Origin of the sequence: Sphingobacterium sp. UBA6320 (assembly GCF_002440335.1) — a bacterium.
GTDB lineage: Bacteria > Bacteroidota > Bacteroidia > Sphingobacteriales > Sphingobacteriaceae > Sphingobacterium.
Map to the genome: position 1 here is coordinate 58907 of NZ_DJTA01000013.1, position 19172 is coordinate 78078.

At 35.0% G+C, this 19172-nt stretch carries 16 protein-coding genes; 8 read left to right on the forward strand and 8 right to left on the reverse strand.

Features of this window, described 5'->3' with window-relative positions:
• Nucleotides 1-155: 155 nt before the first annotated feature.
• The 4 genes from B3P23_RS07950 to B3P23_RS07965 all read right to left on the reverse strand — a co-directional run bounded on the left by B3P23_RS07950 (nt 156) and on the right by B3P23_RS07965 (nt 4645).
• Nucleotides 156-1826 carry a glutamine--tRNA ligase/YqeY domain fusion protein gene (locus B3P23_RS07950; RefSeq protein WP_045752420.1) on the reverse strand — a complete coding sequence of 557 codons (1671 nt, stop codon included), beginning with the start codon at nt 1824-1826 and terminating at the stop codon, nt 156-158.
• Nucleotides 1827-1998: 172 nt separating this feature from the next.
• Nucleotides 1999-2643, reverse strand: a complete 645-nt coding sequence (locus B3P23_RS07955) for a carbonic anhydrase (protein ID WP_045752419.1) — start codon at nt 2641-2643, stop codon at nt 1999-2001.
• A 94-nt stretch (nt 2644-2737) separates the two neighbouring features.
• Nucleotides 2738-4276, reverse strand: coding sequence for a SulP family inorganic anion transporter (locus B3P23_RS07960; RefSeq protein WP_045752418.1), 1539 nt, complete (start codon nt 4274-4276; stop codon nt 2738-2740).
• Nucleotides 4277-4375: 99 nt separating this feature from the next.
• Nucleotides 4376-4645 carry a hypothetical protein gene (locus B3P23_RS07965; protein ID WP_045755214.1) on the reverse strand — a complete coding sequence of 90 codons (270 nt, stop codon included), beginning with the start codon at nt 4643-4645 and terminating at the stop codon, nt 4376-4378.
• A gap of 282 nt (nt 4646-4927) precedes the next feature.
• On the opposite strand from B3P23_RS07965, the gene B3P23_RS07970 reads away from it, so the two are divergent.
• The 3 genes from B3P23_RS07970 (at nt 4928) to B3P23_RS07980 (ending at nt 8223) form a co-directional block, all read left to right on the forward strand.
• Nucleotides 4928-6469 (forward strand): helicase HerA-like domain-containing protein, encoded by a 1542-nt coding sequence (locus tag B3P23_RS07970; RefSeq protein ID WP_293925310.1) that lies wholly within the window; start codon nt 4928-4930, stop codon nt 6467-6469.
• Nucleotides 6470-6524: 55 nt separating this feature from the next.
• Nucleotides 6525-7436 carry a nucleotidyltransferase family protein gene (locus B3P23_RS07975; protein ID WP_293925311.1) on the forward strand — a complete coding sequence of 304 codons (912 nt, stop codon included), beginning with the start codon at nt 6525-6527 and terminating at the stop codon, nt 7434-7436.
• A 106-nt stretch (nt 7437-7542) separates the two neighbouring features.
• A complete protein-coding gene (locus B3P23_RS07980) occupies nt 7543-8223 on the forward strand; it encodes a TIGR02117 family protein (protein ID WP_045752416.1) in 681 nt (226 codons plus the stop codon).
• Between the two features lie 174 nt (nt 8224-8397).
• Here B3P23_RS07980 and dnaK read toward each other — a convergent pair whose 3' ends face one another.
• Nucleotides 8398-10299, reverse strand: coding sequence for a molecular chaperone DnaK (gene dnaK, locus B3P23_RS07985; RefSeq protein ID WP_045752415.1), 1902 nt, complete (start codon nt 10297-10299; stop codon nt 8398-8400).
• A gap of 211 nt (nt 10300-10510) precedes the next feature.
• Between dnaK and B3P23_RS07990 the strand changes: the two genes are divergently transcribed.
• Nucleotides 10511-11062 carry a thioredoxin family protein gene (locus tag B3P23_RS07990; RefSeq protein WP_293925312.1) on the forward strand — a complete coding sequence of 184 codons (552 nt, stop codon included), beginning with the start codon at nt 10511-10513 and terminating at the stop codon, nt 11060-11062.
• A 20-nt stretch (nt 11063-11082) separates the two neighbouring features.
• Here the strand turns inward: B3P23_RS07990 and B3P23_RS07995 are convergent, their stop codons facing one another.
• Both B3P23_RS07995 and B3P23_RS08000 read right to left on the reverse strand, forming a co-directional pair.
• Entirely contained in the window at nt 11083-11973 is an 891-nt protein-coding gene (locus B3P23_RS07995; protein WP_293925313.1) for a GLPGLI family protein, read from the reverse strand.
• Nucleotides 11966-14638, reverse strand: coding sequence for an outer membrane beta-barrel protein (locus tag B3P23_RS08000; protein WP_293925314.1), 2673 nt, complete (start codon nt 14636-14638; stop codon nt 11966-11968). Before B3P23_RS08000 ends, B3P23_RS07995 begins: the two co-directional genes overlap by 8 nt.
• 190 nt (nt 14639-14828) lie before the next feature.
• On the opposite strand from B3P23_RS08000, the gene B3P23_RS08005 reads away from it, so the two are divergent.
• From B3P23_RS08005 to B3P23_RS08015, 3 genes are all read left to right on the forward strand, one after another.
• On the forward strand, nt 14829-15182 hold the full coding sequence (locus B3P23_RS08005) for an MmcQ/YjbR family DNA-binding protein (protein WP_094773210.1): 354 nt from the start codon (nt 14829-14831) through the stop codon (nt 15180-15182).
• A gap of 155 nt (nt 15183-15337) precedes the next feature.
• Nucleotides 15338-16480, forward strand: a complete 1143-nt coding sequence (locus B3P23_RS08010) for a PCMD domain-containing protein (RefSeq protein WP_293925315.1) — start codon at nt 15338-15340, stop codon at nt 16478-16480.
• A 29-nt stretch (nt 16481-16509) separates the two neighbouring features.
• On the forward strand, nt 16510-17286 hold the full coding sequence (locus tag B3P23_RS08015; protein WP_293925316.1) for a porin family protein: 777 nt from the start codon (nt 16510-16512) through the stop codon (nt 17284-17286).
• A 162-nt stretch (nt 17287-17448) separates the two neighbouring features.
• Here B3P23_RS08015 and B3P23_RS08020 read toward each other — a convergent pair whose 3' ends face one another.
• Nucleotides 17449-18411 carry an isopenicillin N synthase family dioxygenase gene (locus B3P23_RS08020; RefSeq protein WP_293925317.1) on the reverse strand — a complete coding sequence of 321 codons (963 nt, stop codon included), beginning with the start codon at nt 18409-18411 and terminating at the stop codon, nt 17449-17451.
• A 288-nt stretch (nt 18412-18699) separates the two neighbouring features.
• On the opposite strand from B3P23_RS08020, the gene B3P23_RS08025 reads away from it, so the two are divergent.
• Nucleotides 18700-19149: a MarR family winged helix-turn-helix transcriptional regulator gene (locus B3P23_RS08025; protein WP_094773212.1), complete on the forward strand. Its 450-nt coding sequence runs from the start codon at nt 18700-18702 to the stop codon at nt 19147-19149.
• The last annotated feature ends 23 nt before the right edge of the window (nt 19150-19172 follow it).

The window sequence follows — 19172 nt, forward strand, 5'->3', positions numbered from 1 at the left end:
CGCAGCTTTAAATATGTGACAAAAATCAAGAGTAGTTATGAAGGTAATTACTTTCTAGATCGAGTAAACTATCGATATTTATCATCAGTGATTCTATTTTTTTTGAAGAGGATGACGTAAAAAAAGGGAAGCTATTGCCTCCCTTTTTATTGTTATTATTGACCTTTTTTCACTTCTTTGGCCCAAGAATCTTTTAGCCCAACTGTACGGTTGAAGACCAAATGATCTGGTGACGAAGAGGTATCTAAAGTGAAATATCCCAATCGGATGAATTGATATCCTTTTCCCGGTATCGCATTTAACAAATCAGGTTCTATATATGCTTTGCTAATTTTTAAACTATCGGGATTAATCGATTCTTTAAAATTTTCAGATGCAGCAGGGTTTTCATCGTTAAATAAACGATCATATAATCTAATTTCAGTTTCCTTAGCATGTGGAACAGAAACCCAGTGAATGGTACCTTTTACCTTCATCCCGGAAGTATCTTCTCCAGATTTTGAATTAGGGACATAGGTACAATGAACCTCAATTACTTGACCATTTGCGTCTTTGACGAAGTCATGGCAGGTTACGATATAGGCATTTTTTAAACGTACAGATAGACCAGGGCCTAAACGGAAAAATTTCTTTGGAGCATCTTCCATAAAGTCATCACGTTCGATCCATAATTCATTTGAAAAAGGGATCATACGTGAACCTTCGCCACCTTCAACCTCAGGGTTATTTTCACCATGTAACTCTTCTATATGGTCGGTCGGGAGATTAGTAATCACTAATTTAATAGGATCCAAGACAGCCATTCTTCTCCATGCTGTTTTATTCAAATCCTCACGAATACAGAATTCTAACAAACTTACATCAATCATGTTTTCGCGTTTAGCGACACCGATTTTATCACAGAATGCACGAATACTCGCCGGTGTATAACCTCTTCTACGCAGACCAGAAATTGTCGGCATACGCGGATCGTCCCAACTTTCGACAAATTTATCATTGACCAATTGCAGTAGCTTACGCTTACTCATCACAGTATAAGTCATGTTAAGGCGAGCAAATTCATATTGTTTAGAAGGGTAAATCTCTAGTTTTTCAATACACCAATCATATAGCGCACGGTGTGGAATAAATTCCAGTGTACAAATGGAATGTGTGATTTTTTCAATGGAATCTGATTGTCCGTGAGCAAAATCATACATAGGATAGATGCACCATTTGTTACCAGTGCGGTGGTGATGTGCATGCTTGATGCGGTATAATAAAGGATCACGTAAGTGCATATTTGGATTTGCAAGATCTATTTTAGCACGCAATACTTTTTCACCATCTTGGTATTTACCATCTTTCATTTCTTGAAAAAGAACCAAGTTCTCTTCAATACTACGACTACGATTCGGGGTAGGAACTCCAGGCTCAGTTGGTGTACCTTTTGCTGCCGCAATTTCTTCGGCAGTACTATCATCTACATACGCCAGATCTTTTTTGATTAAGTCTACAGCATATTGATATAAAGTATCAAAATAATCCGAAGTATATAATTCCTGTGCCCAGCTAAAGCCAAGCCATTGAATGTCGTTTTTAATGCTTTCAACGTATTCTGTATCCTCTGTAACAGGGTTAGTGTCGTCAAAACGTAAGTTAGTCTTGCCATTGTATTTCTGACCTAAACCAAAGTTTAAGCAAATAGATTTAGCATGACCGATGTGAAGATAGCCGTTTGGCTCGGGAGGGAAACGTGTTAATACACGTCCATCATGTGCCCCATTACGAAGATCCTCTTCGATAATTTCTTCAATAAAATTTAATGATTTCTCCTCGTTTATCATAATACAAAGTTAAGTATTACTTCGAATTATCCGTAGTAGTTCTTACATTTTAAAGTAAGTTGTTTTAAGAGAAAAAATACTGTAATAAAGAGTGTAATAGTACTAACAGTATAAGGAAGGAAAATGAATTCTTTAAATAGTAAAAGGGTCGGTTGCCCGACCCTTTTATATCCTATCTATAAGAAAATACATCTCCAAGATCTTCATTACTAGTAAAAGTACAATTAAGATCTGTCAATGCTCCGGTACCGATATTAATGACCATTCCATGTACAGCCAGATCATTTCTATCTTTCCAAGCATTTTGGATAATGGAAGTTGTACACAAATTGAATACCTGCTCTTGTACATTTAGCTCAATTAATCTGTCTACTTTTTTCTCATGGTCCTCTATAGCGTCTATTTCAGCCGCATGTAAACGATATACATCTTTGATATGGCACAACCAGTTATCAATAATACCAAATTGATTACGACTCAATGATGCAGCAACACCACCACATCCATAGTGACCAGCGATTATGATTTGTTTTACTTTTAAAACATTGACCGCATAATCCAGTACAGATAGCATACTCATGTCTGAATGCACACACATGTTTGCAATATTACGGTGTACAAATACTTCTCCAGGTTTAGTACCTGTGATTTCATTTGCTGGCACACGACTATCTGCACAACCAATCCATAAAATTTCTGGATTTTGACCTTTTGCTAATTGTTGAAAACGACCTGATGTATCATTCTTAACAAAGTCCATCCATTCACGATTTCCGTCTAAAATTTTTTTAAATCCTAATTCTAAATCTTTTTCCATTTTATATATATATTAATACAGTTCATATGTAATTGAGCTGCATGTTTTATCCCTGATAGGATACAAATCTCGTTAATTAATTGTTTTTATTTTATTATTTTTTCTTGTATTCAACATCTGTCAGTTCAATACGCTTTCCTTTGGTCAATGCATTTTGTTGAAAATCTTTAATGACCTCAATGACATCCTTATCAATGAATTTACTTGCTGTACCATTGATAACAATCAAACCAACAGATTTAGGTAAGCTATAAAGCTTTTGCTGTATAGGTGCTTTATTTAAAAAAGATACCTCCTCTGCCAACGTGATGACAGCTTTATCGTAGTCATCTTGTTTTACAATATCAAATTTAAAAGCATTTTGCATATTCGCTTTTAAAATATAAAAAGTAGCTACCACAAGTCCAATACCCACACCCATGAGTAAGTCTGTCAATACAATGGCTACAATTGTTGCAAAGAAAGGAATGAATTGATCAAGTCCTTTTTTATACATGGAAGTAAATAAAGCGGGTTTGGCTAATTTAAATCCAGTTTGCAATAAAATAGCCGCTAGACAGGATAATGGAATAAAGTTTAAAACATTAGGGATGATTAGAATTGCTAATAGTAACCAAATACCATGAAGTAATGCCGATTGTCTAGTTCTTCCGCCAGCGTTCACATTGGCTGATGAGCGTACAATAACTGACGTCATTGGTAAACCTCCCAATAAACCACTTGTTATATTGCCGACACCCTGAGCGATAAGTTCACGATTAGTGGGTGTATTTCTTTTGAATGGATCAATTTTATCAACCGCCTCGATACTTAATAGAGTCTCTAAACTGGCAATAATTGCAATGGTGAAAGCGACTATCCAGACCTCTTTATTGATGATTTGCGTGAAATCTGGAAGTGTAAATAGCCCTGTGAATTCAGCAAAGGAATTGACAATAGGTACAAGTACAAATTGTGACTCTGCTAATTGAAAACGTGTACCATTAAAAGCAAACGATAAGCCTATTCCAAGAGCAACTACAATTAATGGAGCTGGGATCTTGTTTAGCTTTGGAATTTTAGACCAATAGATTAAGACAATCAATGAAAGTATACAAATTATCAAAGCACCGGGGCCAATTGAAGACATCAATGTGTCTGTAAATGCGCCGATTCCATGGCCATTATCAAGCTCAAAAGCATGAGTTTCCATCATACCAAGTGCCAACGGAATTTGCTTCAATATGATGGTGATCCCAATTGCAGCAAGCATTCCGACGATAACAGAAGAAGGGAAATAATTTCCTATCATGCCGGCTTTAACGACTCCAAGAATCAATTGGATAACACCTGCAATAACTACAGCTAATAAAAAAGTTTCATAGGCACCTAGGCTCTGAATAGCGCCCAAAACAATGACCGTAAGACCAGCTGCAGGGCCACTGACGCTCAAAGGTGATTTACTGATAGAAGAGACGACGACACCGCCAATCACTCCTGTTAACAATCCTGCAAACAATGGCGCACCAGAGGCCATTGCAATGCCCAAACATAGTGGGAGTGCTACTAAAAACACCACAACACTAGCGGGTACATCATATTTTAAGTCTCTTTTCGATAGTTTTAGAAAAGCAGACATACGAGTTCCAAACATTAGTTTTTGTCTAAAATTTTACCTGATATTTTACAATATTTTGCTCTAATCAGACGTGATTAAAGTTTATTTCATGCACGAAGGCACAGAAAGGGAAAATTAACAGTTAGGAGGCGGCGTAGGAACAGAAGGGTGGAATGCGCGAATACTTTTTTCATTTTTCAAGTAATGCTTTTGATTCCCATGATTATCAGTAATGATGGCTAAGAAATAGGATTCTTCCGTTTTAGCATTAAAAAACTTTGAACCAGATTCATTACTATCACTGTGTGCACCATTGTTGTTTTCAATTTCTAATTGGAGCACAATTTGAAGAATTGTGTTTTGATCTAATAAAGAAGAAAATATAGGCGTTATCGATATGCTCATCTTTACGAAAAAGATTAAAGCACATAATAGAGCTGCGATATTTCTAATTTTTTTATTAAACATTTTTTTTCAAAGCTGTATCTGTTCCTTTTTTAGAGTACGTAAAAATACATTTTTCATGTTAAAAAATTATTAATTTTTTGAAAAAAAGTCCTTGCTGACAAAAAAATTACAAAGACTCAATATTTCGTTCTATATTTAATCTAAGAAATATAATTTGTAAAAGGTGGAGGTATTTTTAAGATAAGGACTGGTTCCTTTATAAAACTAGTATATTAAAGAATGGAAGATCAAGCATTATTTATTGAAAAAGTAAAAGCATCCTATAATCCTAAAGGTGCCTACATTTATTTAGGAGCCGGTATTTTAGAGGGAAATATCCTTGCTGATGCTCAAGTTAATTTAGCTTTAAAAATGATGAACCGCCATGGTTTGATTGCTGGGGCAACGGGTACAGGTAAAACGCGAACCTTACAATTGATTGCTGAACAGTTGTCCGACAGTGGTGTTCCTGTTTTCATGTTGGATGTCAAAGGTGACTTGTCAGGTCTAGCTCTAGAGGGCCAAACCAATCAAGCACTTATCGATAGAGGTAATGCCGTTGGTGTTCCATTTCAGCCCGCTAGTTTTCCTGTTGAATTGTTTTCATTGACTGGGAATAAGGGAACCACTATGCGGATTAAAGTATCCGATGTTGGTCCGATTCTATTAGCACGAATTTTGGAATTGAATGATACGCAAACTGGAGTTTTAGCCGCAATATTTAAATATGCGCAAGATCACAATATGCCTTTAGTCGATTTTAATGATGTTAAAAAATTATTAAGTTATCTGGCCGATGGTCCAGGCAGTGAAGAGATTAAAGATGATTATGGTAAAATAAGTACATCAAGTTCTGGAACTATTTTACGTAAAATAGTGGCTATAGAGCAACAAGGAGTCGCGCATATATTTGGCGAGAAGGAATTTGATATCCGAGATTTGTTTCAAAAAGTAGATGGTAAGGGAGTTATAAGTTTATTGAATATTTCGGATGTTCAAGACCAACCAGTGCTATTTTCAACTTTTTTATTAAGTATTTTAGCACAATTATTTAAAAATTTACCTGAGGTAGGAGACTTAGATAAACCAAAATTGGTTTTCTTTTTTGATGAAGCTCACTTGCTGTTTAAAGATGCTTCAAAGACATTCATGAAACAAGTCGAGCAAATTGTGAGATTGATTCGTTCCAAAGGGGTTGGTATTTTCTTCTGTACTCAATCTCCAACAGATGTTCCAGAATCTGTTTTAGCCCAATTGGGCAATCGTATTCAGCACGCGTTACGTGCTTTTACGCCAAATGACGCCGAGAACTTAAGAAAGACCGTCAAGACTTATCCAAAATCGGATTTTTATGCAATTGATCAAATTTTGACATCATTGGGCACCGGGCAAGCATTGATTACGGTGTTAAATGATAAAGGAATTCCTACAGAAGTCGTGGCTACACATCTTGTACCCGCTCGAGCTGTAATGGGACCAGCAGATACGACGACCTATGATGACCTCATAACGCGTTCAGATCTGTATACCAAATATCAGCAGCGCGAAGAGAATCGTTCCGCAGCAGAGATCATCGATGAGAAAATGGAAATTGCTGCACATCAACAAGAGCAATTGACCCGTGCCAAAGAAGAAGAAAAGCGTTCAAAAAGCACTTCAAGAAGACAGACCCCATTAGAAGCTGCACAGAAAACGGCAACAACAACCTTAGCTAGGGAAGGGGTCAAGCTGTTAGGAAAATTAGCAAGTGGTTTGTTAACAGCATTCTTTAAGAAAAAGTAATCTAATATGTATATATTTGCAAAAATTTAAACTAGAAACGACCTAGAAATTGGATATGAGTAAACCAACTTTATTAATTTTGGCAGCAGGTATGGCTAGCCGTTACGGATCATTGAAACAGATCGATGCTTTTGGGCCTCACGGCGAAACTATTATTGATTATTCTATCTATGATGCTATCAATGCTGGGTTTGGCAAAGTAGTATTTATAATTCGTGAAGAATTTTTAGATAAAATGAAAGAGGTCTTTGACGAAAAATTGAAAGGAAAGATCGAAGTAGATTATGCTTTCCAAGATTTTGATTTGAAGAAATATGGCATTGACCGTGAAATAGAGCGTGCTAAACCTTGGGGTACTGCACATGCGGTATTGAGTGCTAAAAATAATGTCAATGAACCTTTTTGTGTAATCAATGCTGATGATTTTTATGGAACAGACTCCTACCAAAAAATGGCGAAATTCTTAACAACAGAAGTATCAGATGAGCAAATGGCGTTAATGGGATTTCAAGTAGGCAATACGCTATCCGATTATGGTTATGTATCTAGAGGTGTTTGTGAAGTAAGTCCTTCTGGACATATGGAAAGTGTAACAGAACGCACTAAAATTTATTATAAAGAACTTGACGGTGAGAAAAAGATTGTCTTTGAAGAAGGCGATGTCATTACTGAATTGGATCCAAAAAGCCGTGTATCAATGAATTTTTGGGGTTTCACTCCTAAGGTTTTTGAAGTTGCTGAAGGTATGTTCAAAGATTTTGTTGAAAAAAATTCAGAAGACCCTAAATCCGAGTTTTTTATACCTTCTGTAGCAGATTATTTGGTGCAAACTAAGCAAGCCGATTTTAAAGTTATCCCGACATCATCAAAATGGTTCGGTGTTACTTATAAAGAAGATAAGGAAATTGTACAGACATCTATTTTAAAATTAATCGCCGATGGAGCTTATCCAGAAAAATTATTTTAAGATATAATCATAGTATTTTCTTAAACCCGTCACATTTGTTACGGGTTTTTTTTATGTTTGAATATTAGGAAGTATTTTCATCCTAGTATTCAAGTCCATTATAAACATGAAAAAAATATTGAAAGTGTTATTATATATCCTAATCAGCATAATCGTGATCGTTTTTGTGTACTGGTTGTCAGAGCGCATTCTTTCACGCATGAGTGCACATAGGGAGCCCTCTATACTGCCGAAAGAGGTTGCCGTGTATATTATGTCCAATGGTGTTCATACTGATCTGGTAGTACCTGTTAAAACCAGTCAGATGGAGTGGTCCACGTTATTTCCCTTTCAAAATAACAAGGGAAAAGAAACAGATTATAGTTATGTGGGAGTAGGCTGGGGTGATAAGGGTTTTTATTTAAATACTCCAGAATGGAAAGATTTAAAAGCTTCTACTGCATTTGTTGCTGCAACTGGTATTGGCGAGACAGCACTTCACGTAACTTATCATAAAGAAATAACCGAAAGCGAGCTATGTTTTAAGTACATGATTGATACGGTACAATATCAGTCCCTCATTGATTTTGTGAAGTCATCGTTGGAATATGATACTGAAAATAAACCCATTGTAATTAATACCAGTGCACAGTATGGAGATTCAGATGCTTTTTATGAAGCAAAGGGATCATATAGTATGTTTTACTCATGTAATACTTGGACAAATGAAGCCTTAAAAAAAGCAAATATGCCAGCAGGTATTTGGGCAACATTAGACAAAGGGATATTGAGTCATTACAAAAAGTAATCGTATCGATCTAAAGACCATTTGGCAGTTGGCTGAAACCTCTATGGTCGTGCTGTAATATCAGATATTGATAGATGTATATTCCAGTAGAACAAAAGTATGGTTTTGATAAAATAAGTGAAAAAAAAGCCCGAAGACAAATCTTCGAGCTTTTTTATTTGAGGAGGAGTTAGATTACTTAACTTCTTCGTATTCTACGTCAGTTACATCATCACCACCTTGGTTACCTTTGTTAGCTTGACCAGCATCACCTTGAGGTTGTGAACCGCCTTGTGAAGCAGCATACATCTCTTCAGAAGCAGCATTCCAAGCATTGTTTACTTCTGCAGAAGCAGAATCGATATCAGCAAAACTTCTAGCTTCAAAAGCAGCTTTTAATTTTACTAAGCCAGCTTCGATAGCAGCTTTTTTATCTGCTGAAATTTTATCTCCGTATTCTTTTAATTGTTTTTCTGTTGAGAAAATCAAAGCATCAGCACCATTGATTTTGTCTGCTTCTTCTTTCATTTTTTGATCTGCTTCAGCATTTGCTTCAGCTTCCTCTTTCATTTTTTTGATTTCTTCGTCAGATAAACCAGATGAAGCTTCGATACGAATATTTTGCTCTTTTCCAGTTGCTTTATCTTTAGCAGAAACTTTGATGATACCATTTGCATCGATGTCAAATGTTACTTCAATTTGAGGAACACCACGAGGAGCTGAAGGGATATCATTTAAGTGGAAACGGCCAATCGTACGGTTTTGAGCTGCCATTGGACGCTCACCTTGTAAGATGTGGATTTCAACAGATGGTTGATTATCAGAAGCAGTTGAAAACGTTTCCGACTTTTTAGTAGGAATAGTTGTATTTGCTTCAATTAACTTAGTCATTACACCACCCATAGTTTCGATACCCAATGATAAAGGAGTAACGTCTAATAATAATACGTCTTTCACTTCACCAGTTAATACACCACCTTGGATAGCAGCACCTAATGCAACAACTTCATCAGGGTTAACACCTTTAGAAGGCTCTTTTCCGAAGAATGCTTTTACTGCATCAACGATTGCAGGGATACGTGTAGAACCACCAACTAAGATGATCTCATCGATATCACCTGTACTGAATCCAGCATTTTTCAATGCAGAACGACAAGGATCGATTGTGCGTTTGATCAAGTCAGCAGCTAAGCTCTCAAATTTAGCACGTGATAAAGGACGAACTAAGTGTTTCGGTCCTGTTGCATCAGCAGTGATGTATGGCAAATTGATTTCAGTCGAAGTTGTGCTTGATAACTCAATTTTAGCTTTCTCAGCAGCTTCTTTCAAACGTTGCAACGCCATTGGATCTTTTTTCAAGTCAAAGCCATTGTTTTCGTTTTTAAACTCATCATTCAACCAGTTGATGATTACGTTATCAAAGTCATCACCACCTAAGTGAGTATCACCGTCAGTAGATTTTACTTCAAATACACCATCACCTAATTCTAATACAGAAACGTCATGTGTACCACCACCACAGTCAAAAACAACAATTTTCATGTCTTTGTGTGCTTTATCTAGACCGTAAGCTAAAGCTGCAGCTGTTGGCTCGTTGATGATACGTTTAACTGTTAGACCAGCGATTTCACCAGCTTCTTTAGTTGCTTGGCGTTGTGCATCATTAAAGTATGCAGGTACTGTAATAACAGCTTCAGTTACTTCTTGACCTAAGAAATCTTCTGCAGTTTTCTTCATTTTTTGAAGAATCATAGCCGAAATTTCTTGAGGCGTATATTTACGGTCGTCAATTTCTACACGAGGTGTATTATTGTCGCCTTTTACTACATTGTAAGGTACATGTTGCGCTTCTTTTACAGACTCATCATATGATAAACCCATAAAGCGTTTAATAGAATAAATAGTTTTAGTTGGGTTTGTGATCGCTTGACGTTTTGCTGGATCACCAACCTTACGTTCTCCACCTTCAACAAAAGCAACGATAGAAGGAGTTGTACGTTTACCTTCATTGTTAGCAATAACTACCGGCTCGTTACCTTCCATTACAGCAACACATGAATTGGTCGTACCTAAGTCGATTCCTATTATTTTAGACATATTATATATATTTATTTTTTACTAATCTGTTTGTATATCTACCCTAATCAACCCTTGTGCCAATCATTTTGTTTGCATGAAATTGGATGAAATTAGTAATGTAACGTCAGTATTGGTGACAAACTGTCATTTCTGTGTTTATTTATTATGTCTGAATTGTACAAATGGCAAAATTTTGTCATATTGTGTCCCTAAATAAAAAAGCTATTTTATGCAGTTCGACGAATACATATCTTATTTTCAAACCATATTAGATGATCCACAGCAATATGAAGTTTATCAAGATGAAGAAATTTTAAGCTATACGAAGCTAAATTGGTCACGTATGAACCGTTGGTTGAAAAAATTCCAGCCAAATGCTGAAACCACTTCTTTTATAAATGGAATATCAATAAAGCAACATTGGATTTTGATTACAGAACCTTGGTGTGGAGATGCAGCACATTCTGTACCCATGATTTACCAGTTGGTCAAAAACAATCCAGCTATTGTATTGGATATTCAACTCCGTGATTCGGAACCTTATCTAATTGAACAATACTTGACCAATGGTGGCAAATCTATTCCTAAATTAATCATTCGCAACGAACAAGGTGAAGATATTGCCGTTTGGGGGCCACGCCCTCAAGGTTGTACAGATTTATTTGTTATGATGAAGGAGAAGGGAGCTGAATTTCATGAGATAAAAGAAGAAATTCAAAAATGGTATAATCATGATAAAGGAGTTGCTATACAACAAGAAATAGTAAGGCTACTATCCTGATAAATATTAGAACAGATGATTTAGTAGATAATCTGTTCTAATATTTGTCTTCTTTGCTCAGATTCATTTCCTCCTCTACCTCTAAATATACTGCTAGAAAGCAATTTGAAAAAATCATTAGCCGTCATTTCTTTCGCTTTTTTATCTCTCCACGAATTTGAAATTTCATCATTCGTAAACTTGACTTCTGTAGCCCAGTAATTAATATGCATTTCAGGAATTACAAGTCCTAATATCATACCAGGCAATCCATTAGTTAAAACAGGACCTGCAGAAATTGGAATCTCTTCCGAATAAAATGCAATAAGATACAATGAATCTTTTGTTGCTCCGTTGACACGTCTACACTCGTAACCAGCAATGGTTCTAAACTCATCCGTAAATCGCCAAGTAACTTGTTGAAGACTGTCCTTGATCAGGATTTTTTCATCTATTTGTAATTGTATCTCCGAAGTTCTGGATCTGAGATTTTGAACATATATTTTCTCACCCATCTTATTATTTCCTCTCATCATTCCCCCCATACGATTTCCTCCATTATTATTTCTTTGCGAGCCACCTGCACCTCCGCGAGAACCTCCCCCTGAGGAACGACTACCTTTTGTAATACCAGGAGCTGTCATTGTTGATTTTACTGGTGTACTCGTATCGCTAGGAGACATGACAGTTTGATTCTCATCAAATTGTAATACGAAGTTTGAGGTCGAACTTTCAGGCATCTCATCGATATTTCCCATATACATCATACCCCTATTATTACCTCCATATTTTGCCATTATATCTCGCATTCGTGCTTTTGTATACACGACTTTCTCATATTGGATGCTACCTTTCGTTGTAAAATATGCATGCTGGGCAAATGAGTTCATCCCGCTTAATAAAAGCATAAAACCTATTAATAATCTAGTCATTTTTCTTTCCTAAGTTTTTGTTAAAATCCCATTTCAATCCGACCATGAAGTATTGCGTTAAGAGCTGTTGCTGTGATTCAGAAAAATTACTGCTATCAAATGATCGATTAATAGTATTAAATGTTTTAAAAATATCAAAAGCTTTTAAACTCAATTGAAGATTATTGCTCATCAATTTTTTATTTAATTCGAGGTTCATATAAAATTGGTGAATAGCCTTTGTGAACACTTTATTTTTACCTGTATAACCATAGTTAACCACCTGCACTAAATCAAATTTGTAAGGGAGGAAATATTTAATATCAGCATTAAGATTAGTTCTTAAGCTGTTGTTATTTAATTCAGGTTTTAAAAGAGTTTCTTGTCGGTCGATGCCGATATTACTAAAAAAGTTGAAATCAATCACTTTAGAATTTTGTTTATTTAATCCAAAGCCTATACTCGCATTGTAATTTTTAGAATTGTTTAATTCACCATTGATAAAATCGTAACTATTACCATAACTTAGATTTGCATTGGGATTGAACTGAAGTAAATTATTGAATATTGGCTTGCTATACCCTGAATAAACTCGCGCAGACCAATTGACTTTATCACTAATATTTACATAATTACTAGTCGTAACACCAAGTGTATCGAGCACCCTTTTGTTTGCAATCGGGTTATGAGTAGTACTAATTCCTGCATTAATATTGAAACTAGAACTTCTTAAAATACTAAAACTGTTGAAATTGAAGTTATAAGAATTTTCGGTCGATTTTTTTAAATCAGGATTCCCCAATTGTATAAATAATGGATTCGTTAATGGTTGTAAAGATTGCAATTGTCCAAACGTTGGTATCTTATTAGATGTACTGTAACTGACCATCAAATTTTTATTTAATGTTAATTTATAATTGATGTTCATATTTAGGTTATTATCCCAAAAGTTACGCTTTAGGTCAATATCGCGATATGTATCGATTAATTTTTGATTTTTATAGCTTATCGTATTTGAAATAGTGACGTTTATTTTGTCTTTAAGATTATAGTTTATTTGAATATTAACCCCTTGATTGAAATTTCTATTTTCTTCATTTTTTGAATATAGAGAATCCAATTTGGTGTATTTTCCCAATTCATCTATATTAGACGAATTATTAAGACTTTTGGAAATATTGGTATTCATCGTATACCCTAAGGTCAAATATAGATCCTGGAACACTTTTTCATTAAGATTTAAAGAAGCACCGATTCGATTGCTGGTGCTGGAGTTAACACGCTGCTGATCCAGCACCACGCTATCAACTACGTTTTCTTTATAATAATTTGTCGTAGAGTTTACCTGTGCAATAGATTTGTTTTGCGATATCTGGGTATTGAACTGTGCATTTAACGATCTACCATTGTTATTTAATCTTCTTCTATAATTAATGCGAAAATCCGCGTTATCGTTATTGCCATTAGAATTATTTCTTTCTTTAAAAGTATTTGTTAGCGTAGTATCGTTATTCGTTATAGTGCGATTTGAGGTACTTTTACTTTGAGAATTTGATTTACCCGCATTGAATTGAACATCCAAATTCTGGATAGAATCAATTTTGAATCGAACTTGTGTTCGGAAATTATTATTTTTAGTATCATCATCTGAAGTGCTGTAGCCCGTAGTTTCTCGCATTTTATCTGGAAAAATCTCTTTACTGTAGGATTGCCTCTCATTAGAAGCGCTATTATTATTAAAATTGTAACTAGAGTTTAAGGACAATCTTTTCTTTAAAAACACGTTATCATAATTAATACCAATATTTTTGTATTCTGGTTTGCCTTGTATGCTCGAATTGGATCTGATTCGAGAATCATTTCCGCCACCCATGTTATTCCAATTGCCAGTCAATCCGATACGTTCCGTCCTGTTGAATTTAGCAGCAAATAGTGCTGCGTCAAATAAACCTTTTGTTCCTAGAGCAGCATTTGCATTTCCAAAAATTCCCTTTCGCGCTTCCTCTTTCAGTACTACATTGACGGTTTTGATACGTACTCCATCATCAACTCCAGTTAATTCAGCCTCATCAGATTTTTTCTCGTATACCTGTACTTTGTCAATAGCATCTGCTCTAACATTGCGAATCGCAATTTTAGGGTCATAACCAAAAAATTCTTCACCATCTATCAATACCTTTGATACGGTTTTCCCTTGAGCAGTAATAGTTCCGTCCGAAGACACAGTCATTCCCGGTAATCTTCTTAATAAATCTTCAAGCTTGGCATTTTTTTCAGTTTCAAAACTACCCGCATTATACTCTATCGTATCACCCTTTATTTTTATAGGTAGTTTTTGTGTGATTACAACTTCCTCAAGAACATGAGCTCTAGAACTGATTTTAATATCATGTAAATCTATCTTTGTATCTTCTACAGTGATGAGGTCACTAAATAGTTCAAATTTTGGATAAGTTACAAGTACGCGATAATTACCTTTTTCTAGAGGTTGAATAGAAAAGTTGCCTTCCTCATTTGTACGAGTAAATACTTTTAATATAGAATCCTGTGCAGATAGTAAAATCACAGAAGCATTCATGAGGGGTTTGTTTTCACCTTTATCTAAGACCTTACCTTTTATAGAGGATTGACCATAGCTCAATGTTGTACAAAAAAATAAAACCAGAAAAAGGATCCTGTTCATCATAGTATTTAGGTGAAGTTATGTCGCAAATATAGAATATTAAGTGGGTCCGAATATTTCTGTAATCACAATGTTATAAAAACAAACAACTATTAACAATAATTAACAATAGACGTTGTTTTTACAACTAGAATAGACAACAGTATAGTTTGCAAATAATAAATATTTCTTAGCTTTAAAAAAAATAGCCTGTATGAATATCGAAGAGCTACGTGAATATTGTATAGCTAAGCCTGCAGTTACAGAAGAGCTTCCTTTTGGACCAGATACTTTGGTTTTTAAAGTTGCCGCTAAGGTTTTCCTGTTAGTTGGTTTAGATCAATTGGATAGTTTATCTTTTAATGTCAAATGTGATCCAGAGTATGCCATTACACTGAGACAAGAGTATGGACAGACCGTATTTCCTGGTTATCATATGAATAAGAAGCACTGGAACACTGTGCATGCAAATCGCGAATTGACAGATCAGAAGTTATTGGAATTAATTGATCATAGTTATGATCTTGTGTTTGCATCATTGCCTAAAAAGATAAAAGAAAATCTTTAATAACAGTTGAATTTCCTTTAATTGTCAAGTTTTAGAGACAAGGGGCTTTTTTCTCCGCTAAATTTAAGTTGTTACCCCAACAATCTTAACTTTGCGCCACGTTAATAATTCTCAATATACATTAACGATATTTTACACTAAAATATTAATTTATTATGGAACAAAAACGAATTCTCTCGTTTATGATTTGTATGATACTGCTTTTTGGATTGAATAGCTGTATTAAAGAAGAAGCACTGAATACAGAGGCTGATATAGAGCAAGCAAGCATTCCTAACGATGATTTAATGCTGAGTACAGCACCTTCTATTGGTAATAATACGATTATTTTCAAATTAAAACGTTTTTCAGGTACTTATCTTCATGCACCAGAATTTGTGGTAACGTCAGGGGCGAGCATCTTACCTGAAAGCGGTACAGAACTTGATTTTTCAGTACCACAGCAATATACTGTTACTTCTCAAGATGGTGCCTGGTCAAAAACTTATACAGTCTCATTTGTCGTCGACGAAGGAGCAGATTTTTATGCTGCATTTGAAAATGCACAAGTTGTTAACACGGACAATCCTGTTGGTCATTATCATCAGTTTTTTGAATTGACAGCACAAGGTCAGAAAAAGTTCATATGGGAAACCGCAAATGAAGGCTATAATATTCTTGCTGGGACACTTGTTGGAGATGAAAAGGATCTTGTGCCATCTTTTTATCCAACTTCGCAGGTTACAGATGGTTATTTAGGTAAGGCCGCTAAATTAATGACGAAAGATACCGGTCCATTGGGTGGGATGTTCGGTTCACCATTGGCTGCTGGTAATTTGTTCGTTGGAGAGTTTAGGTTGACTTTTCCTACGGTAAATTCTACTCGATTTGGTATTCCTTACAATAGCGATACTAATCCCATAGCATTAAAGGGCTTTTTTAAATACAAAGCTGGAGAAAAATTCCTAAATAACTCCAAAACATCACAGCTTACTCAAGACACCTGGGATGGATATGCAATTTTGTTTGAGAAGACAGCTGATTTAAATAAAAATTTCTTAACAGGTACACATGGTTTTAAAGATGCCCGTATTGTCAGCGTGGCTAGAATTGGTTCCAAAGAACAAATTGAAACGGATAAATGGACCGCATTTAATGTGCCTTTTTCTTTTGTGGATGGCAAAACTTTTGACCCAGCTAAAGAATATATGTATACTATAGTATTTAGTTCAAGTATAGAAGGAGATATTTTTAATGGTGCTGTAGGAAGTACTTTATTTATTGATGAGGTAGAGCTTGTTACAGGTCAAAAAAAATAATGATGAATATAAATAATAAAACTATTGTAATGAACAGAATACTCTATGTTGTAGCTATTTGTTTAATGGTTACCCAATATGCCCAGGCGCAAGACAGTACAGCTAACCGTGGTGCAAATTTTTTTAATACAAATATTGATTACGCAGTACAGGCTCAATTTAGTGTAGGCGGTAGTAGTCCATTGGGTATGCCTCGTGAAATAAGAAAGATTGAAAGTTTTAATCCCGGGTTTAGTTTTGGTTTAGAAGCAAACGCTACTAAATGGATACATAAAAATGGAAAATGGGGAGTGCGATTAGGACTTCGCTTTGAAGAAAAAGGAATGAAGACCAATGCCCGTGTTAAGAATTATCTAACAGAAGTGGTTAAGGATAATTCAAAAGTAAGAGGTTACTATACTGGAAAAGTACAGACAAATGTGAGTAATACATATTTTACTATACCTGTTTTGGCTGTTTATAAACTTTCGGATAAATGGAATTTATTTGGAGGTCTCTATTTTTCAAGATTGATTGACAATACATTTGATGGATATGTATCGGATGGCTATTTAAGACAAAATACGCCAACAGGAACAAAAATATCGTTTGAAGACGGAAGTCAGGCCACATATGATTTCTCGGACAATATTCGGAAATTTCAATGGGGTACCCAACTTGGGACAGAATGGAAAATGAATAAACATTTTAAATTATTGACAGACCTTACATATAGCTTCAATAATATTTTAGAAAAAGATTTCAACTCGATCGATTTCAGTATGCATAATATTTACCTTAACGTAGGTTTTGGTTATTCTTTTTAAACAGATTGAGATGGATTTCCTGATCGATTATTGTCAAAATGGAAATCAAGATTTTAATGATGTTAAAAATTAAAAATGGCCTGTTAAATTGTTAACAGGCCATTTTTAATTTCGGATAAACAGTTTGTTTGAAAGATTGGTCTTCCTTTTGGAAAAGATAACTTACATCTTCAAACCGATCTCTCGCAAACGTTCATCTAAATATTCACCTGCAGTATAATCAGGATAAGCCTTTGGATAGGTTTCGCTGATGCAAGAATCTAAACAAGCTAAGCTCATTGATGCTTTAGGATGTAAGAAGAAAGGAATAGAAAAACGCGAATTACCCATTAATTCACGCGGTGGATTAACGACACGGTGTGTAGTCGACTTTAACTTGTTATTTGTTAAGCGCTGCAACATGTCACCAACATTGATAACGATATCTTCGCCTTTGGCTTTAATAGGAAACCATTCACCATCCTTTGTCATAACCTCAAGTCCGTCAGCACTCGCGCCAATTAATAAAGTAATTAAATTGATATCTTCGTGTGCTCCGGCACGAACAGCATCAGGTGCTAATTCATCTGGATTTTGGATCGGAAAGTAATGGATTGCCCGTAAAATAGAGTTACCGTTTATAACGAATTTTTCGAAATAATCTTCTTCTAGTTCCAAATAAGTTGCAATTGCTTTTAATAGCTCGCGACCAGTATCTTCTAGTTTTTTATATACTTCGGCGGTGATCTCACTGAATCGAGGTAATTCGGCAACTTCCGGATTATCAGGGAAATCAGTTTTACTATATTCTTCTCCAATGATTGTTTGTCCTCTTTGCCAAAATTCTTTCAAATCTGGAGTCGTCGAATCTTTTGCTTTTTCACGACCTTTTGTTGTATACCCTCTTTGTCCGGCAAGTTCAGGAAACTCATATTTCAATTTTGTTTCTGTCGGTAATGAGAAGAATGCAGGTACGATTTGATACAATTCGTCTATTAATTCTTTTGATAGACCATGATTAGCAATAGTAACGAAACCAGTTTCGTTAAAAGCTTTTCCAATGTCTTGGATAAATTGACCGCGTTGTTCTGAATTCCCCTCAGTAAAGTTTAACAAGTCAAGTCTCGGTATATTAACTAAAGCCATACGTTTATGTTTGTTTGTACAAAGGTAACCGATTTAATTTCGAATATAAAAACACAAATGTGAATAACTGTAAGGGTGTTTTGTTTAAGTTGTTGGTTTATAGTTGTTAAAAGTTTTCCACATTTTGATAATGTGGCATATTGTTAATTATAATTGGTATTTTAATAACTTGGTAAGGCACTATTCATTTCCGTCAAATATTTATTAAAAATTTAATATTAACTATTTGAAATCCAAAAAAAATAAATTAGATTTGTTATGCTTGCATAGTAAATAACAAAGCGGATTATGAGTCAAAATAAAACTATCGATTATTTTTTAAAAACAGGTTGGCAGACGATTGCTAATAAGTATAATCAAATTGCTACGCAATATGGTTTTACACAAGCAGCTGGCTATATTTTAATAAATATTCATAAAGAAGGCACTCCAGTGTCACAAATAGCAAATCTAACAGGAGTGAAAACAACCAGTTTGTCTCGTGTGTTAAATAATTTAGAGAAGCTAGGATTTATTTATAGAGAAGCAAGTGCATCTGATAAACGATCAGTCAAAGTTTATCTAACAGAATTAGGCAAAGAAAAGAGAGAAGTTGCAAAAAATGTCGTGCGTAATTTTAATCAATATTTAGAAGAGAACTTATCAGAGAAAGAGCGAGTTCAACTGATGAAATCTTTAACCAAATTAAATGAATTAGCGACTGCTTATCAAGAAGAAAACAGTACCATCGATCAATAGTAGACAACCATTATTGATAATAA

Coding starts and splice junctions, on each gene's coding strand:
- B3P23_RS07950 (WP_045752420.1), bottom strand. CDS start 1,826: ATGATAAACGAGGAGAAATCATTAAATTTTATTGAAGAAATTATCGAA.
- B3P23_RS07955 (WP_045752419.1), bottom strand. CDS start 2,643: ATGGAAAAAGATTTAGAATTAGGATTTAAAAAAATTTTAGACGGAAAT.
- B3P23_RS07960 (WP_045752418.1), bottom strand. CDS start 4,276: ATGTTTGGAACTCGTATGTCTGCTTTTCTAAAACTATCGAAAAGAGAC.
- B3P23_RS07965 (WP_045755214.1), bottom strand. CDS start 4,645: ATGAGCATATCGATAACGCCTATATTTTCTTCTTTATTAGATCAAAAC.
- B3P23_RS07970 (WP_293925310.1), top strand. CDS start 4,928: ATGGAAGATCAAGCATTATTTATTGAAAAAGTAAAAGCATCCTATAAT.
- B3P23_RS07975 (WP_293925311.1), top strand. CDS start 6,525: ATGAGTAAACCAACTTTATTAATTTTGGCAGCAGGTATGGCTAGCCGT.
- B3P23_RS07980 (WP_045752416.1), top strand. CDS start 7,543: ATGAAAAAAATATTGAAAGTGTTATTATATATCCTAATCAGCATAATC.
- dnaK (WP_045752415.1), bottom strand. CDS start 10,299: ATGTCTAAAATAATAGGAATCGACTTAGGTACGACCAATTCATGTGTT.
- B3P23_RS07990 (WP_293925312.1), top strand. CDS start 10,511: ATGCAGTTCGACGAATACATATCTTATTTTCAAACCATATTAGATGAT.
- B3P23_RS07995 (WP_293925313.1), bottom strand. CDS start 11,973: ATGACTAGATTATTAATAGGTTTTATGCTTTTATTAAGCGGGATGAAC.
- B3P23_RS08000 (WP_293925314.1), bottom strand. CDS start 14,638: ATGATGAACAGGATCCTTTTTCTGGTTTTATTTTTTTGTACAACATTG.
- B3P23_RS08005 (WP_094773210.1), top strand. CDS start 14,829: ATGAATATCGAAGAGCTACGTGAATATTGTATAGCTAAGCCTGCAGTT.
- B3P23_RS08010 (WP_293925315.1), top strand. CDS start 15,338: ATGGAACAAAAACGAATTCTCTCGTTTATGATTTGTATGATACTGCTT.
- B3P23_RS08015 (WP_293925316.1), top strand. CDS start 16,510: ATGAACAGAATACTCTATGTTGTAGCTATTTGTTTAATGGTTACCCAA.
- B3P23_RS08020 (WP_293925317.1), bottom strand. CDS start 18,411: ATGGCTTTAGTTAATATACCGAGACTTGACTTGTTAAACTTTACTGAG.
- B3P23_RS08025 (WP_094773212.1), top strand. CDS start 18,700: ATGAGTCAAAATAAAACTATCGATTATTTTTTAAAAACAGGTTGGCAG.